This window comes from Pararhizobium sp. P1_E7 (assembly GCF_056405855.1).
This window is the reverse complement of the sequence record NZ_JBFUBH010000010.1, coordinates 116370-132569: the sequence shown is the minus strand read 5'-3', so window position 1 is coordinate 132569 and position 16200 is coordinate 116370. Positions and strand designations below refer to the sequence as shown.

Below are 16200 nucleotides of genomic sequence, written 5' to 3'. Positions count from 1 at the left end.
TAGCCAAGGTCGAGCGACTTGCAGAGTTCAACCATCTTGCCGGCGATCATGAAGGCGTGGTCACGGCTCTCCATCTGGCAGGGACCGGCGATCAAAGACAGCTTCTGGCTATTGGAAAACACCACCTGATTGGCGCCGCTGCCGGCCACCACGTTTGCATTGGTCTGCATGATTATTCTCCGAATGCGAAGATGACGCCCTGCCCCGGGGCTTCCGGAACGATCAGGCGACTGTCTTTTCTGATGAAGGGCACTGCGTTGGCAGGCGCTCTGCCCTTCTATGCGATAGGCGCATTTGGTCGAAACAACGACCAAATGCCCGAGTTCACTGCTGCAGCTCTAATGTTGCTTAACAGGGAATGGCCTTTGCCAGAGGAGTGAGTTCATCCACTTCGGCCTGCGCATTTCACGGATACGCCTGGAAATGCTCTTGTTCGACGGCGAAATGGCCAGAGCCTTTTCCAGGTATGAAGCTGCGGTGAGGCTGTCGCCGGCTCGATAGAAGGCCTCAGCTGCGGACCGAAAGTAACCAGGGTTCGCTGCGTTGAGGATGCATGCATGCTCAAAGTATTTGGCAGCATCGGCGAATTCTTTGGCGTGATATGCCTTCGATCCTAGTCGCATCAGCTCAAGAGCATTAGGTGAGCGGGGTTCCGCCGTCGTAGCACCATCATTCTTTATGCCTTGTCGGCCGCCAAAAGAATAGAACAATGGAGCATCGAGGTTGCTTCCCTGGGGTATTTCGCCGAGTTTCAGGGGCATTTCAGTCAGCCCGCGAATTTCCGAGAAAAAGGTTTTTGAGGCGATCCTATTTCCACCGCCCGCCGGCCGTTCATCATATTGGGATATCCCGAAGCTATAAAAATCATCGACCAGATATCGAACGAATCGAATGCGTTTTTCATCGTCTGTGGCAATGTCGCATTGTGCGAGGGTAGCTAACTCCTTTGGGTTGTTAGCCTGCCATGCGAGACCAGGATGGCAATAGAATGATTGGCCACAGCAGATCACAGGCTTGCCGTAGGTGACGGCGAGGAGCCCGGCGCCGGAGTTTATCACCACAACCTTTTCGGATAGCTCGATTAGATCCGCGATATGGGCCTCGTCGGGAGCGAATACAACGCCGTCTATGTTGGGTCTTGCTGTCTCAAGCGGATGCTTCTTTACGACGACGACGTATTTCCTCCGATCAACGCTACTCGCCAGCTTCGACACCCACGTATTGAACGTATAGGCGTCATTGCAGGGACCTGAAAAATGCACGGTCGCCGTGTCGCTTGGGCGTTGAAGGGCAACAAACAGCATTTTGCGATCACCCAACTTGAGTGCCTGTCTAAGGTGTTCGCGGCCGGTACGCGCTCCATTCGCTTCCAGTGTCTCGTCAGAGAGGCGGAGAGCCGATATCCAGAGGGCGGTTTTTGACCGCTCATCGTCTGACAGCGGCCGGTCCCAAAATTCTGGGGAATATGAACCACTATCCGCGAGGAAGCCCCTCGAGTCAAAGAACCAGCTATTGTTATAGGCGCCCCTGTCGTACGCAACGAAACGTATACCAGCGGACTTGATGCCACGGTAAAGTTCTAGACGGTGTTCGTTGCCGTATGGGTTAAGAAAGAATACCCTTGTAAACCCCTCTTCCCGGATAAATTCAATCAAATCATCAGCGCCGTTGAAGCTCTTTTCCGGCACGATTCGGTGATGTCCCATTGCAGGATATGCATGCCTCAGCGCTCTCGCAGGGCTGGTTCCGGGATTGACCAGAACGAGAGTCTTTTCGTTGGAGGTTTCATCATCCAACGGCTGAAGGAATGTACGGCCTTGATCGTAATCGGCCATTACGTCGGAAACGCGGGCCTGGTTATTCGTGCCGACGTAGCCGACGTCCTTCCTGCGCGGATGCCAGAGGTGAGCGATCACGATGCCACGTTGAAAAACGTCGATACCATAAAGAGCGTAGTACGCGCGAAAGCCCTCATAATTCAATATCGAGTTGCTCTTGGTATTCTTATAGTAGTCGCGGGGGCGGGGACCCTTCTTGTAGTAAGAAGTAAGCCTATGCATCAGCTCGAAATCTTCTGCGCCGTGCCCTTTAAAGCTCTTGTCGTGACCGCCCAGGGCCAGTAGATGATACCTGTTCGCGACGATCGCCGATATCGCGTAAGTGTTGGTTTCATATACTTCTTTATCGTGGCGCATTAGTCCATCATGCACGAGGATGTCAGCATAGGCACCGTCATCGACCGATAAAAGTCGCAGGTATTCTTCAGTAAATTCTTGCGTTAGATAGGCGCCGGGAAGTGCAAAAAACGCATAGGCATTGTCTGGCATGTTGCGCAGTCTGCATTCTGACAGGACCTTGCCGTAACTTTCACGCGACATAAGGAAATCGATGTCATGATACATCACCAAGGGCGTTTTGGCGTGCTGAGTTCCAATGTCGCGGGCATGGCCTATGCTGAAGGGCACGTCACCGGTCTCGACACGAACACGCTGCACGTTATATTTTGCAGCGACAGCGCGAAGCTCGCCTTCTCGCTCGGGTCCAGTTCCGTAGTCTACAATGAGGACTACGAACCCTGAGGGAATCGTCTCGATGATCCGCTCTATCCGCTCGACCTCATCATAAAGATTGCCAGACGAAAGCCTGATCGGGATAATTGCGGTGATCAATGCGCCGGCAACAATTTTCATCGGTATATTTCCCCCGTGCAGATCCTGTGCTTTAACGGCGTACCGTTTAGCAAGGGGGTTTCGTAATGGGAAGTGCAATTCAAGCGGATAATGAAACGCGGCCGGAATACGTAGAGCATCTTGGTGTCAAGATCGCGGTACCTGTTTCCGCTGTTTCGGATACCGTCTTGTCGTTTTTAAAGCAAGGTAGGTATGAATCGCGAGAGGGGAAAATTCTCGCTAAAATCATCGATGAGGGGGAGAGAATTCTAGAATTGGGAGGTGGCCTTGGCTTTATCTCCACAATAGCGGCACAGAATTCGAAAACTAAGGCGGTTCGAGTTTATGAGGCGAATCCCGGCCTAAAGCCGGTAATAGCCGAAACCCATAGGCTAAACKGAGTGACCGGCGTTGAGGTGGAGACGGCCGTTCTTGTTCGAGAATGCCGCGAGGAATCAGTGCCATTCTATATCCGGAAGGATTTTTGGGGGTCATCACTATCGAGGAGAGAGGGAGAGGTCAGCGTTAAAGAAGTCCAGGTGCCAACGCGCGAACTGTCCTGGGTGATCGGGGAATTCCGACCATCGATGATTGTCTGCGACATCGAAGGTGGTGAAGCCGACTTGTTCGATGGACGAGCCCTGCCGGGAGTATCAAAGGTATTGGTTGAAGTGCATCAACCCGTCATCGGCCCGGGTGGAATGAAGGCGGTTTTTGACGGGTTCTCGCGCGCGGGTTTCTTCTACGATCAAGACTTCTCGTCGGGAGGCGTGATTCTGTTTCGTAGGGTTTAATGCCGCTAGGTGATGACAGCTTCCGCGCGACCCCAACGGGCAAGCGCGGAGGCTTGTGTCTGCGAGTTTTGATCCAAAAGAGTTGACTGATTTCAGTTGGTGGCGATTCCGTCGGCTTGGTATGGCGGACAGACAATCATTGATGCCGTAGCGTTAATCAACCTGGCGCGATTATGCACGCAGTCCGAGTTCTCTATCAAGGCGCCTCCGTGGCCTCGGGGTCGATACGCTCGAATGGTGCCGATGTTCGGGATCGCAACGGCGCACCCACCTCTTGAAATCCATCCGCCGCAAATAACTATGGCTTCCATATCTTTGCTGACAGCGGCTAGCAGGTCCGAAACTGCAAAAGGTCGGGCGAAAATCGGCAAATGGACGAAGTTGGTCCCCAAACGATCCGACAACCAAAGGCTTCGAAGCGCTACTATGCCGATAGGTGGTTGAGCGAACCTTCGCATGGCGCGGCCGATGTCGAAGTGGCGAACAGGGAGCAATCCGTCGCCTCCGCAAAAGCAGGATCACCACCACCCGTATCCGAGTCTACACAATCTACGGCAAGCGCCTGAATCCGTAGAGGTTTTTCTGATTTTGGCTTTTGGGGCCGGTTTGCTTCAAATGGTCTCGGCTGGCGGCGGCATCCTTTCCTAAATTGATCCAAATTTTGCCAAGCTGGTCGCTCTTTGATAGCGCGCCGACATTGCCCTTATGCGCAACTATGAAATCTGCTTACAGAGTTCTGTTTAGCAAAATTTGTGCTGGGATAAAATTGAGCACAGTTTGGAGCTATATTTGACACCTTACTAAATCAGTGAATGGTGATACAGTTTCTCCGTTACTCAAGGCACCCTAAAACCCAACCGCATTATTTTGATAGAGGGAGAAGTATTATGGTGACGTATGTCGGTACTAATGCTGCTGATAGTCATACCGGCTCCGAAAATATAATGTACGGGCTGGACGGAGACGATTCACTACAAGTGAACGCGTTTGTTTTTTCGACTCTATATGGAGGGGAAGGCAATGATTACCTGAATTTCCTCGACGGAACAAACGCCTTTGGCACCATGTACGGTGGATCTGGAAACGACACGCTGGATTCAGATTTTTTTAGTTCATTCGGGGACAGTTTCTATGGTGATGAGGGAGACGATACTCTTTCCACTTATGGGGGGAACGATATACTTGATGGAGGAAGTGGAAACGATTTTTTATATGGCGGTGACGATGATGATCAGCTCTCTGGTGGAAGTGGAACCGATACGCTTGATGGGGGAAGCGGAAACGACATCTTAATCGGCGGAACTGGAAATGACTCGCTGCTAGGTGGTGCCGGCGCCGATGCGATCGATGGCGGTTTTGGCGTGGACATAGTAACTTTCTTGGGCACCTCCCAAGTGAACGTGAATTTGGCGACTGGGGTCGGCGCCCTTGGTGACGCCGCAGGAGACACCTACACCGGCGTTGAAAACATCAACGGCACCTCATTCAACGACATACTGACCGGGAGTGCTGTTGCAAATACTATTATCGGGTTTGGCGGCGACGACATGATCGAAGGCGGAGCCGGCGCTGATCATTTAGACGGCGATGCAGGTAGAGATATTCTGACCTATCGGAACTCAACCAGTGGTGTGTTAATCGATCTTGGGGCGGGTACGGCTTCCGGCGGCCACGCACAGGGTGACACGTTCCTTAATTTTGAGACCGTCTACTCGAGCGAATTCAACGATGCGGTGAACGGTGATGCGGGCATTAATACAATAAGGGGCTTCGGTGGCAGCGACACCCTGTCCGGGCGCGCAGGCGACGATCGCCTTTTTGGTTACGCTGGGAGCGACAGTTTTTTCGGCGGCACCCAAAATGATCTTATCGATGGAGGTGCCGATACTGATCTGCTTAGGGGAGATACCGGAGCGGATCAACTGACCGGAGGGAGTGGTGCCGATAGGTTTATCTTCCGTGCCACTAGTGATTCAACGGTTGCGGCCGGTGGCCGGGATACCATCCTAGACTTCAGTCGCGCCGAGGGCGACAAGATAGACTTGTCGATTATCGATGCCAACACGGGAGCCTCAGGTAACCAGTCGTTTTTATTTATAGGTACGGGTAGCTACACCGGTGTGAGCGGCGAACTTAGATTTGCCAATCAGGCAGGTGGGACTTTCATCTATGCCGACGTAAATGGCGACAAATTTTCGGACATTTCGATTCGTCTGGACGACACGCTGACACTGCAGGCGAGCGATTTCATTTTGTAGAAATGCAGCCGTTCGAGAAAAGAGAGGCCCGCCGGCGGGGGCCTCTCTGCTGTTGATGGATTTGTGGCGGCAACAATTGGGTTGCCCGCCCGTCAGTTTTGCACGGCCGGGCCGTCCTAGTCAGATGTCCTTGGCGGGGTTTCCAGGCGCAACATCTCTCCGGTATTTGTCGGTATATTCCTTGACATCCAGCTGAAGGGGCACTCAACATTCCCTGAGTACCTGATGTGTTCGCATGTGCGATAGAAGCTCGAGCGACCGCTCAATATCTATAGGTTCTTTGGATGTAGGATCCATATATCTTGGATAGAGAATGTAAGCTGCGGCAAAAATATGCTCAGCCGTTAAGGTCCGCCTGCGGCGCGGATTTGGCTGCCTGTCGTCGGTCAACCCCCAGCCGGAGTAGAAAGGACAACCGACAGTCGTTACCTTTATTCCGCGTAATACGGCTTCGAAGCCTGCCAAGGAGGTTATCGTATAGACGTGATCGATAGTTTCCATCGCATCGGGTAGGCTTATGTCCTGGTCTAGGACCTGTGCCACACCCCTAACAAGATCGGGATTTGACATCGCGTCCGCCGTTCCCGCCATCACTTCGGGATGGGGCTTATATATGACCTGCGCATCGGGGTTTTCGCGTCTCRCTAGCCACACGAGATCGTTGTTGGAGAATTTTCTTGAACACCCATAGGCGATTGAAGCATCTCGCTCCACTTGGCCGATCACAAGTACCCGTTTTGTTTCTTTCTCGCCGTAGATCGAGTTCACGTCTAACGTTTCACCAGAGTTGTACTTGCTGAGGCGTGTGGAAAGGAGTTTTTGCAAGTTTGCCCTCGCACGTTCCATCAAGGGTGGATCCGAATCGAAGTCGTACGTTGCAAGAAGATTTTCTAGATCGGTTGGGCTATTTGCGTTGAAAAACATGTCCTGCTTGTCGAATACCATCGACATCGGCGGAGTTCGAAGTGCGCCAAGAGAGATCGATCTGATGAAGCCGTCTTCGACGTAGTGAAATTGGATGCCGCGGCGCTGACAAAAAGTTTTGATTTGCGGCGGCCCTTTGTATTGCCAGACGAGTACTCGCGACCTGTGGTCGGCGAGAATCCGCCACTTCCAGTAAGCATCGAATGCTATCGGCCGCATATTCATCGGTGTGAATATGACTTCGTTCGCAGGGAACCAGTCGCCCATAAAAGTCTTCCAGGCGTTAAACCCGAACAAAAAAAGCGGCGGTTTGCCCTGTGGCTTTAAAAAGCGCTTCACACCGTGAGCGACACGGACTGGTGTCGCTTCCACTCGGTAGGCAATTTTTGAAAAGCTGGTCATAAAAGCACTTCCCATTGAACCCAACCGAGCGTGTTTAGTGAGATTCTTACGCTGCATCAGCTCGCTGTTTGCGCCCTTGCCTTGGATCAAAGCCGAGATTCGCAGCTCGTCCCCTCACAAATTACTCGTGCGCTCCATAATACGGCAAAACGGTTTTCTGCAGTCGCCGAAACCAAATGGCCGACCGGTCAAGCAACACCGGCACGCAACAGATCGTGAATGTGCAATATGCCTTTTGGAAGCCCGAGATCGTCAACGAGAAACAGCACGGTGACCTTCTGCGCTTGCATCAGCTCCATCGCCGCGCTTGCCAGTGTGTTGCCCCGGATCGTGCGTGGATTGTGCGACATGACGGCGTCGACGGTTTCAAGCAACAGGTCATGCGACATATGGCGCCGCAAGTCGCCATCCGTGATGACGCCGACCAGCTTGCCCGTCCCCTCGGTGACGCCGACAACGCCGAATCCCTTGGATGACATCTGGATAACGGCGTCGCCCATTGCGCTGCCGAGGGGTAAAAGAGGCATGGTGTCTCCCGTATGAGCAAGCTCTTGCACGAGAAGTAACTGTGAGCCGAGCTTGCCGCCGGGATGGAATGTCTTGAAATCTTGCGCGGAAAAGCCGCGCCGCTCCAGCAAAGCAATCGCCAACGCATCGCCCACAGCCAATTGCAGCATCGCCGACGTCGTCGGCGCCAGGCCATGCGGACAGGCTTCCTGAACCTTCGGTAGAGTAACGGCAACGGTGGAATTGCGCGCGAGCAGGCTGTCGGCGTTGGACGTGACCGAGATAACCGGAACGTTGAAACGCTTGGCATAAGTCAGCATATTGCCAAGCTCGACGGTCTCTCCGGACCAAGAGAGGAGGATGAGTAGGTCCTCTGACGTGATCATGCCAAGATCGCCGTGGCTGGCCTCAGTCGGATGGACAAAATAGGCCGACGTTCCCGTGGATGCCATGGTCGCAGCAATTTTGCCGCCGATATGCCCGCTCTTCCCAACGCCGGAGACGACCACGCGGCCGTTTCGGCAGGCGATCAGCTCAACAGCTTCAACGAGGCTGTTTGAAAGGATCGGATTGCCGGCGAAGCACGTTGCCAGCGCGTTAACACCATCGGCGGCCGTAGAAATCGACCGCCCGATCGATACTAACACGGCGTGCGCTTCCGCAGTATTCTCATCGACTTTCTTCAGTCCTGCCATGATACCGGTCCCTAACCACTTTGGACATTCGGTTATAGTCCGAGAGCTTTCAGATCAATGTAAAATGGCCAAATCACACAGATTTGGCGAAATTCTCTCAGAACTGCCGTCAAAGACGCGGATCGCTTAATTTCGCGCGCTCGGCGCAAATGCACCTCGCGTACAATGCGGGCGCTAAAGTTCAGATTGGCCGTCGGATTGCCGAACAGGACAGTCTATATTTAATGCGCCGGCCAATGCGGTTTTTTGGGGGGCACATCCCAATCGCAGAGGAATATAACTTTGTGGTTGCAGGCGGCTAAATTCTATCCTCGCGGAGTACTCGCGAGACCGTGAACAGATAAAGGCCAATCATTAAAATTAGCGACGTAAATTTTACGACGAATAGTTTATCCAAACCGGCTGCCGCATACTCGGGGTAAATTGCCCGGCGGAACCACATGACGATATGAACCAGCGGATTCCACATCAAGCCGTGGTAGATCGGACCAGGCATACTATCTGGGAGGAGGAAGACACCAGACAACATGAACATAGGGCGGTTGATTATGCTGAAAATATTCTCGTAGAGGTGAAATCGCTCAAACAGGGCAATATTCATCATCCCCACTCCCAGGCCCATCAACGATGCCATCGCCGCGGCCTCGACTGCCAACCCCATATCCAGTTGATGGAGATGGCTTCCTTCGCTGGTGCACAGCAGCATTACGACAATCGTCACCACGACCGAGGTTACAAGTTGGAGGATATAGCGGGCGACCGTCGCATCGATCGGCGAAACTACTGGGTAGGAAAACAGGTTTTTGTTGGCTCGGATTGCGCCGGCGACGAAAGTGGACATGCCCTGGTAGAAGCTGAAAGGCAGGTAGCCGGAAGCGAAAAACAGCGCAAAGTCGCTTCCAAGGGCAGGCACACGTGCAAATGCGGAAAAAATAATCGTCATGGTTGCCACATACGCCAATGGCTCAACGATGGCCCATGCATATCCGCCGGGCTTACTGCCAAATCTGGCCTGCATTTCGCGAATGACGAGAGCTGCGACGACACGGAGATGCTGCGTGAGAATATACAAAACCGGCTTCCGACCATGTTTTCAATCCGGCGTCTCTACTCGATATCGGCGCTTTGCACAATCATATCGTAAAATTCGCATCGCGGACGGATACGGTGTTGGTGGCATGGCTAATTCCGAGCTTCCCAAGCTGAACGCGCGGGCTCAATTCCGCTGTCCACGCCGCTTATTCCAGATGTTGCGGCCTCCTCAGGGAGGACTGCCATTGCGAATATGGCAAATCGCTAAAGCGTAACCGATGAAGAGGAGCGCGGTCTGCTCGAGAGCGAGTTTGCCTATGACGTCAAATTCTGCCGCAGCGATTGGCAATCCCGGCTCCCGCAACGTCAGCTCTCACTGTCGCCGCCAACCGGAACATGCGGCGTCTTGTTCCATGAAAACGGATTGGTCCGCAACTCGGCCAGGGCCTTCCATGCGGCGAGCGACATGGCCAGCCAGTAAACCGGCACGAAAATCCAGCGCCAGCCGACCGCCCGTTTCTCGCGTGCATTCATCGGGTTGAGCCCAAGCGAAATGAAGACCGCATAGCTGCCGAAAATATTAACGATATCGCCGATRAGCAGGCAGAAGGTCAGCCAGTCATCCGCATGCACGCCGTCCTCCAGCATCAGCCATGTCAGATAGGCAAGGAAGCCGAGGATAAAGGGATGACTGAGCGCGGACAAGAGCAGGCCGGCAATCAGGATCTGGAAGACGATGAAGGCCAGCCAACCCATCTCGCCCACCAATTGGCCGGGCCTGCGCATCAGCACAAGCCATGTCTGCAGCCAGCCTTTGAACCAGCGCGTGCGTTGGCCGAGCCAGACGATCCGCGAGATCGGCGCTTCCTCCAGCGTCGGTTTGAAGATGACGCGTGAGCGGTAACCGAGCCGGTATAACCGCAGCCCGAGATCGGCGTCCTCCGTCACATTATAGGGATCCCAGCCGCCGATCTTTCGCAGTTCCATGGTGCGGAAATGATTGGAGGTGCCACCGAGCGGCAAAGGCTGGCCGGTCAGGGAGAGCATCGGCAGCAGCCCGCGAAACAGCCCGGCATATTCCAGCGCAAACAAGGCGCTCCACCACGATTGCCGCGCATTGGTGATGACCAGCGGCGCCTGCAGGCAGATGACATGCTGCGGCGCAGCCGCGAAGGCGGCATGGGCCTCGCGCAACTGGCTGGGATGCGGCCGGTCCTCGGCATCATAAACCGCTACGTAAGTGCCGCGAACGCCGGGCAAGGCGTAGCTCAAAGCCTTCGGCTTGGTGCGGGGCATATGGGTCGGGACCACAACGATCTCATACTCGCGCGCCAGCCGCAAAGCCTTGAGTGCCGCGACGGTTGCGGCATCGTCCTCCTCGCAGATCAGCTTGATGTCGAGGCGCGAGCGCGGCCAGTCGAGCTGGTCGAGCGCGTGGACAAGGTGAGCTGCGACGCTCTCTTCTTTGTAGAGTGCGACAAGCACCGAATAGACCGGCAGCGGACCGGCGGCGTCCCGTGGTTTTGCCGGCGTGCCTAAGGGTTCATGCAGGAAGGCGCAGCCGAGCGCGTAAAGCCGGACCAGGAAATTCGCAAGGTAGAACAAGGTCAATACGATATGCAGCATCAGCAGGCTGAGGAGCGGCAGAACGGCCGCCGCCGCCGCCATGAAGCAAAGCATGACCCCGGCATAAAAACCCTGCTTGCCCCAGAAGGTGATGCGGGCGCTGTGGAGTGGCGTGGTCTCGAAGAGCGAGCGCGACGTCGCAAGGACCCGCCGTTGGCTGCCGGCCTGCCATGCGGCCTGGCGCACGGCTGACGGCGTCGAAACGGCGAGCGACGGGCGCAGTTGCGGCGTTCGGTCAAGGAGGACGGCAAGCTCGGAGAGCCGGCCGAGCGAGGGCACGATCACCGTGACCGGCGGGCGGCTTGGGTGATGAACCCGCAAGAGTTCAGGCCGGGCGAGCTGGCTATCGAGCCCTTCGATATCCTGAACCTGAGCGGGGTCGATATCGGGCATGAAATCAAGCCCCAATGTGTCAGCCAGCGCCTCGAAATAGATCGTCTCGCCGATCTCGCCGGATGCGAGCAGTTCATCCTCGACGGTGGTGCCATGCGCTTTCGCAAGCAGCATTGCCCGCGCAATCGAAGGCTTGCCGATGCCCATCTGAAGCAGCAGCCGGCCTTCCTGTTTGAGCGCTGGCGGGAATCGTTCCGCAGCGGTATCAGGCCGCGTTCGCCTGACCGGCAGCTCATTGACGGTAGCCATTCCGGAATTGTCCGGATAGTCTTCCAGACGCATGAAAACCCCATTGCCGCGCGGTGCGGCAATATCCCCTATCTCGCCTCGGGAATGATCATAATGTTACGCGCTTTCTGTGCATCTCTAAAATTTTATGGGATTTTCACGTTTTGCGTGTTTCTGGTTGCAATTTTTCCGGCCGTGTCGCGGGCTGCGGAAGGCGTTCATGATCTGCCGCTTTTGTTCGATGCGCGCGAGCGGATTGCAAAACCGGATTTGAGCGGGCTGGCGCGCCTGCGGTTTCTGACCACCGTCGATTTCCCGCCGTTCAACTTCATCGACCAGTCTGGCAAGCTTGCCGGTTTCCATGTGGATCTGGTCCGCGAAATCTGCGCCGAACTGGACATCGCCGCCAAGTGCCAGATCCAGGCAGTGACGTTCGCGGAGCTGCAACCGGCGCTGACCGGCGGGCAAGGGGAGGCCGTTATCGCCGGGATCGGCACAAGCCCGGAACTGCGGCAGCGTTTCGCCTTTTCCCGTGCCTTCATGAAGCTGCCAGCCCGCTTCGCGGCCAACCGCCAGGTCATGGGACCCAATCCTTCGGTGGCGCTGCTCGCCGGCAAGGCGGTCGGCACCGTTTCGGGCACCACGCACGAGGCCATGCTCAAGGCATTTTTTCCGAAACTCGAAACGCGGTCTTTTCCGAACCGCGATGCCATGCTGGCTGGTCTGAAACAGGGGAGCGTTGCTGCCGTGTTTTCAGACGGCATGCAATTGTCCTTCTGGACCGCCGGCAGCGATGCCGCCGGTTGCTGCGCGTTGATCAAGGGGGCTTATTTCTCGCAGCGTTTTCTCGGCGAGGGGCTGGCGATCATGAACCGCAAGGGCGATTCGGCGCTGACACAGGCGATCGATCATGCGCTGCTGGAACTGTCCCGCAAGGGCCGGCTGAACGAGATCTATCTGCGCTATTTCCCTGCCGGCATCTATTGAGCCGCTGTTTGCGGATTATGGAGCAACGGCACCGCGATCGGGGAATGCACTTTGGCGTGAAGCGGAATGCGCCCCTTCATTTGCGGAAGCGGGCCATGGCGCCGCGCTCGATTGCAGCGCAGGTCAGCTTGTCGAGGCCCAGCCGGTCGCGCAGCAGCTGCAGCAGCCGGATTTCCTCCTGGCGGATCGAATGGTCGGCGGCGGCAAGCTCGACCGCCAGCGCGTAGGCCGTGTCGTAGAGACGGGAGGGAAGGGCCTCGCGCACGACTTCAAGCGCGATGTCCAATCCTTCCGGGCCGTCGAGAAGAGCGGTGCATTCGCGCGCGGCGTGCATCAGATGGTCATGGTCGAAACCATCAAACACCGGCAGGAAGCTGGTGAGCCTGCCGATACGCTCAAGCTCGTTGTCGGTCATGGCGGTATCGACGGCCGACATCATCACCATGACGTAGATGAGAGCTTCATGATGGCTCATGGTTTCAGGCATAGGATATCCGTATTGTTGTGCCGGTTCTGTGAGCTATGAAGCGCTACAGCGCCGCGCGTCATTCACGAGGCGCAAAGGTCGCTGTGGCACTTTAAATTAGCTGCATACTTCCTCAAATCGATTCCGATTTAAGGAAGTATGCCGTAGCATCGTCTACAAGCCCTGACCGGTCATATCAATGCCGGTACCGGTGTCCCCGGGCAGGACCGGTTCATCCAAGGGCGACGGAGCCGTGCTGAAATCGCGCGGATCGTCGCCGAAAAAGCCGAGACCGGATTGGCGCGCAGCGTCCACCTTGGCTGCGAGCGGCGAGCCTGCCGGCGCATCCGCCCAGCCGTTTTCGGCAAGCCACGCGGCGGGATCGATATTGTTGACGCTGCAGGCGGCGGTCAGCGTTCCCTGCCAGCCGTTTTTCGGAACCATGCATAAAAGCGCACGAGCCCGCAGGAAATTGCGGAACGCGGTTCGGGCCACCACGCCGCAGGGCCATGTCTTGCCGGCCTCGCCGCAGACACGATCCGCCTCTTGCGGCGCAATGCCGTCGAGTTGCAGCAGCTGGCCGCCGAACCGGATGAGACCCGCTGACAGCGCGACCGGGTGGCGCAGAACTGAGGGAACCGGCTCCGGCCGGATCACGGCTTGCGAAAGCGGGGTGCGGGGCGCGATGCGCTCCAGTGGCTGCGCGGTCACTTCCTGGGGCAGGCCGAAGTGTTCGGGCGCAATATCGCGAACGGCTTTGTCGTCCGTCTGGGGCAGGCCGTTGTCCAGGGACAACGTGGATGCCGGATCGACGGGGGAAGGATCGCCAATCGCAGGATCGACGGGCACAGGATCGATCGGCGCAGGATCGACGGAGACTGGTTCGCCACCCCCGGTTTCTGCTGCCGTCATCCCGTCGCCGCCCAGATCGGGCACATCGGCCATGTCAGGGGTTTCGAGCGTGAGGCCCGGCGTAGCGGTGCTTTGCCGCCCCTGTATGGTTGACGCACCGGTCATCAGCAGGATGACGGTCAGGACAATTCCGGCGAGGCCGCCGCCAATGGTGAGCAGGTACCGCTTCATCAGGAAAACTGTCCTATTGGCTGGCCCAGATGATGCGGGCTATCCATTCGACGTCGCTGAGCTCGAATAGGCGGTTGGGGTGTTCCGGGTTGAGCGACAGCAGCTCGATGCTGCGCGGCGTCTGGCGCACCAAAACCTTGGCCATCACCTCGCCCTCGGTCGTCTTGACCACCACGCGGTCGCCGCGGCGGATCTGCGCACCGGGTTCGACGATCAGCACGTCGCCGTCGCGATAGAGCGGCAGCATGCTGTCCCCCTGGATTTCCAGCGCGTAGACACCGGTTTTGGTGCCGGGCGCGGCTGGAAACTCGACGACATCCCAGCCTTGTCCCGCCGGAAAGCCGCCATCGTCGAAGAAGCCGCCGGCGCCTGCCTGGGCAAAGCCAAGCAGCGGAATGGAGCCTGTCTGCGGCGGAAAGGCGCCCTCCGGCAAGGAGGCGGATATGGGCCCCGGCCGCAGGAATTCCATGAACTGGTTGATCGTCGAGCCGGTCGCGTCCAAAACCTTGGCGATCGATTCTGTCGACGGCCAGCGCTCGCGGCCATCGGCGGAATGGCGCTTGGACTTGTTGAAGGAGGTCGGATCGAGGCCTGCCCGCCGGGCGAGACCCGAAGGGGATAGTTGATGCCGCTCGGCGAGCGCATCGATCGCACTCCAGATGCGGTCATGTGAAAACATCGTTGCACATCCTGCGAGTGGTGAAGCGTGACGCTTTCCTGGGTTTTGACCTATGTTTTGGCTTCTTGCCATCTTGCCTGTTTGTCTGCCGAGATTAGCCAAAATGCAGGATGGAGTAAAGTGTGAAAGGAAAATAATCCTGTCTCTTTCCGGCGGTAATCACCCGCCGGTCCGATTGAAATGCGCCGCATGCCGCCTATACTCCGGTAAACCCCATCCCGCTGGTTGCGAGGCCGCATTTGTTCTCGATTTTGAAGTCCGAAATCCTGCTGGGCGCAGCGCTCATTTTCGCTGCCGCCGGCTTCCTGTTCGAACATGCGCTGCTTCAATCCGGGCAAATCGCCGCCCTTGCCGGCGCTGCCGTGCTGGTCTTTGCCATCGTCCTTGCTTCGCTGCGCGTCGCTCATCATGCCGAAGTGCTGGCCGCCAAGGTCGGCGACCCCTACGGCACGATGATCCTGACGCTGTCGGCGGTTCTCGTCGAGGTGATCATCCTGGCGATCATGATGAGCGGAGAAGAAATCTCGCCGACGCTGGTGCGCGATACGATTTACTCCGCCGTTATGCTCGACATCAACGGCATTCTCGGGCTGGCAGCGCTGCTGGGCGGCCTGAAGCACGGCGAGCAATCCTATAATGACGATTCCAGCCGCACCTATAGCGTCATGATCCTGACGGCGATGGGCATTTCGATGATTGTGCCGGAATTCATTCCGGCGGCCAAATGGCACCTCTATTCGGCCTTCACGATCGTCGCGATGGTGACGCTCTATGCGGTCTTCCTGAAGATGCAGGTGGGCGTGCACAGCTATTTCTTCAGCTACAGCTACCCCAAGCGCGAAGGTGCCGAGAAGCGCGCGCCAGAAGACGAGCCGGTGGCTGTATCCATCGCCATCCTGATCGCCGGTGTCGTGATCATCGGCATCCTGGCCGAGATCATGTCGGGCCTTCTGACGGCTGGTCTGAAGGGAAGCGGCGCGCCGCCGGTTCTGGCGGCAATCGTCGTTGCCGCCATTTCAGCCTCGCCGGAGATCATGACGGCGATGCGGGCAGCCCTTGCCAACCGGATGCAGGCTGTCGTCAACATCGCGCTCGGGGCCTCGCTCTCCACCGTCATTCTGACGGTGCCGGTGATGGAGGCGATCGCGCTCTACACCGGCCAGCCCTTCATCATGGCGATGTCGCCGGTGCAGACGGTGATGGTGACGATTACCCTCATCGTCGCCGCCATCAATCTCAATGACGGCGAAACCAATGCCATCGAGGGCATGACACATTTCGTCCTGTTCGCAACCTTCGTCATGCTGTCGGTGATCGGGCTTTGACGAAGCGCTATTGAGCCTCGATGCGCGGGTGGTCTGCGTCCGGATTGTGCGGGTCCCCGGGCGACTATTTTCTGTCGCGCCCCCATTTTTCGCCACACAGCCTCGCTGACATGCCTCTTCCTTGTGCACGGG

The 16200-nt window shown here is 56.7% G+C and carries 12 protein-coding genes and 1 pseudogene; 4 read left to right on the top strand and 9 right to left on the bottom strand.

Going from position 1 to position 16200, the window contains the following annotated elements; all coding sequences use genetic code 11:
- Together AC1D17_RS13770 and AC1D17_RS13765 are read right to left on the bottom strand one after the other, a co-directional pair.
- Nucleotides 1–173: pseudogene (locus AC1D17_RS13770) on the bottom strand (3-deoxy-8-phosphooctulonate synthase); the annotation flags it as partial.
- Between the two features lie 165 nt (nt 174–338).
- Nucleotides 339–2690, bottom strand: a complete 2352-nt coding sequence (locus AC1D17_RS13765; protein ID WP_477565957.1) for a capsular polysaccharide export protein, LipB/KpsS family — start codon at nt 2688–2690, stop codon at nt 339–341.
- Between the two features lie 65 nt (nt 2691–2755).
- Here AC1D17_RS13765 and AC1D17_RS13760 point away from each other — a divergent pair, with 65 nt between their 5' ends.
- Nucleotides 2756–3463, top strand: coding sequence for an FkbM family methyltransferase (locus AC1D17_RS13760; RefSeq protein WP_477565956.1), 708 nt, complete (start codon nt 2756–2758; stop codon nt 3461–3463).
- An 887-nt stretch (nt 3464–4350) separates the two neighbouring features.
- On the top strand, nt 4351–5721 hold the full coding sequence (locus AC1D17_RS13755; RefSeq protein ID WP_477565955.1) for a calcium-binding protein: 1371 nt from the start codon (nt 4351–4353) through the stop codon (nt 5719–5721).
- Nucleotides 5722–5925: 204 nt separating this feature from the next.
- Here the strand turns inward: AC1D17_RS13755 and AC1D17_RS13750 are convergent, their stop codons facing one another.
- The 4 genes from AC1D17_RS13750 to AC1D17_RS13735 form a co-directional block, all read right to left on the bottom strand.
- Nucleotides 5926–6912 carry a capsular polysaccharide export protein, LipB/KpsS family gene (locus tag AC1D17_RS13750; protein WP_477565963.1) on the bottom strand — a complete coding sequence of 329 codons (987 nt, stop codon included), beginning with the start codon at nt 6910–6912 and terminating at the stop codon, nt 5926–5928.
- 323 nt (nt 6913–7235) lie between these two features.
- On the bottom strand, nt 7236–8249 hold the full coding sequence (locus tag AC1D17_RS13745; RefSeq protein ID WP_477565954.1) for a KpsF/GutQ family sugar-phosphate isomerase: 1014 nt from the start codon (nt 8247–8249) through the stop codon (nt 7236–7238).
- Nucleotides 8250–8547: 298 nt separating this feature from the next.
- The gene (locus tag AC1D17_RS13740; RefSeq protein WP_477565962.1) at nt 8548–9267 is read right to left on the bottom strand and encodes an ABC transporter permease; all 720 of its coding nucleotides are present in this window, start codon (nt 9265–9267) and stop codon (nt 8548–8550) included.
- A gap of 380 nt (nt 9268–9647) precedes the next feature.
- Complete coding sequence (locus AC1D17_RS13735) at nt 9648–11549, bottom strand: glycosyltransferase family 2 protein (protein WP_477565953.1); 1902 nt, start codon at nt 11547–11549, stop codon at nt 9648–9650.
- 93 nt (nt 11550–11642) lie between these two features.
- Here AC1D17_RS13735 and AC1D17_RS13730 point away from each other — a divergent pair, with 93 nt between their 5' ends.
- Nucleotides 11643–12515, top strand: coding sequence for a transporter substrate-binding domain-containing protein (locus AC1D17_RS13730; RefSeq protein WP_477565952.1), 873 nt, complete (start codon nt 11643–11645; stop codon nt 12513–12515).
- A gap of 76 nt (nt 12516–12591) precedes the next feature.
- Here the strand turns inward: AC1D17_RS13730 and AC1D17_RS13725 are convergent, their stop codons facing one another.
- From AC1D17_RS13725 to AC1D17_RS13715, 3 genes are all read right to left on the bottom strand, one after another.
- Complete coding sequence (locus tag AC1D17_RS13725; protein WP_477565951.1) at nt 12592–13002, bottom strand: tellurite resistance TerB family protein; 411 nt, start codon at nt 13000–13002, stop codon at nt 12592–12594.
- 153 nt (nt 13003–13155) lie between these two features.
- Nucleotides 13156–14064 carry a thermonuclease family protein gene (locus AC1D17_RS13720; protein ID WP_477565950.1) on the bottom strand — a complete coding sequence of 303 codons (909 nt, stop codon included), beginning with the start codon at nt 14062–14064 and terminating at the stop codon, nt 13156–13158.
- A 13-nt stretch (nt 14065–14077) separates the two neighbouring features.
- Nucleotides 14078–14743 carry a S24 family peptidase gene (locus tag AC1D17_RS13715; RefSeq protein WP_477565949.1) on the bottom strand — a complete coding sequence of 222 codons (666 nt, stop codon included), beginning with the start codon at nt 14741–14743 and terminating at the stop codon, nt 14078–14080.
- A 239-nt stretch (nt 14744–14982) separates the two neighbouring features.
- Here AC1D17_RS13715 and AC1D17_RS13710 point away from each other — a divergent pair, with 239 nt between their 5' ends.
- The gene (locus AC1D17_RS13710; protein ID WP_477565948.1) at nt 14983–16068 is read left to right on the top strand and encodes a calcium:cation antiporter; all 1086 of its coding nucleotides are present in this window, start codon (nt 14983–14985) and stop codon (nt 16066–16068) included.
- Nucleotides 16069–16200: the final 132 nt, after the last annotated feature.